The organism is Kocuria subflava (assembly GCF_012163155.1).
In the GTDB taxonomy this organism is placed as follows: Bacteria; Actinomycetota; Actinomycetes; order Actinomycetales; family Micrococcaceae; genus Kocuria; species Kocuria subflava.
Window position 1 is genome coordinate 1 of record NZ_JAAVUN010000087.1, and the last position, 1,001, is coordinate 1,001.

The window sequence follows — 1,001 nt, forward strand, 5'->3', positions numbered from 1 at the left end:
CCGTGTGGACGCCTTCCGCGTGTTCGATCTGATCCGCTCGCAGGAGCGCGTTGTTGATCCGGCGGACCACTTGAGGGACGGAGTTGGCCGGGTACAGGGACTGGTCCGGGTACGTGTGGCCGGAAAGGTTGGCGTCGGCGGCGACCTGCCAGCCGGAGAGGTAGATGGCCCGCAAGCCGGCCTTGACCTGCTGCACGGCCTGGTTACCGGTCAACGCGCCGAGGGCGTTGGTGTAGTCACCCGTGCTGTGCTCCGTGCTCAGCTGATCCCACAGCTTCTCCGCACCGCGGCGGGCCAGCGTGTTCTCCTCCTGGACCCGACCCCGCAGCTTCACGACGTCGGCGGCGGTGAACGTCCGTTCGGTGTTCTGCCACCGCGGGTTGTTGTCCCAGTCGTGCTGGATGTGTTCGGCGGAAACGGGGGTGCGCTGCTGTGCCATGATCTGGCTCCGATCGTGATGTGTTGCTCGTGCTCTGTTGGTCGTCATCTGAAGTGCCTGGCGGTTGATTGCCCGGCTCGTGTGGACAACTCTGATCGCACCGACCGGGCCGCACGAGGGGTCCGTCGAGAAAAGAACAGCGGCACCTGACGGACTTCCAAGATGTGCAGGAATTGCGGGTCTTTCGGGCGCGAATCACGGCGCTTCCCGTGACATGAGAGAAGATCACCGGTTCTTGACAGGATCGCGTGGACAGGCCCTCGCGGACCTGCCATAGTCCTGCCATGGCACTCCCCCCGACCCAGGCAGTCCCGGCCCGCACCTCACCCTCTCCCCGGCTCGACTCCGGAGAGGCAGCCGAGTCCTGGGACGGCGTGGTGCTGGGGCGGCGGCTCCGGCATCTGCGCACGCAGCGCAGCCTCACTCTTGACGCCCTCGCGGATCGGGTCGGGGCAACGGCCTCCCACCTGTCGCTGGTCGAGAACGGCCGGCGAGAACCCAAGTTGAGCCTGCTCTCAGATCTGGCGTCGGCCCTGGGCGTCAGCATGGACGCCCTGCTGAG

The 1,001-nt window shown here is 66.5% G+C and carries 1 protein-coding gene and 1 pseudogene; one reads left to right on the top strand and one right to left on the bottom strand.

What is annotated here, in order from left to right; genetic code table 11:
• Nucleotides 1-439: pseudogene (locus tag GTW58_RS13075) on the bottom strand (isocitrate lyase); the annotation flags it as partial.
• 284 nt (nucleotides 440-723) lie between these two features.
• On the opposite strand from GTW58_RS13075, the gene GTW58_RS13080 reads away from it, so the two are divergent.
• Nucleotides 724-1,001 (top strand): helix-turn-helix domain-containing protein (locus tag GTW58_RS13080; RefSeq protein WP_168023559.1); only part of this gene is annotated, 278 nt, incomplete at its 3' end.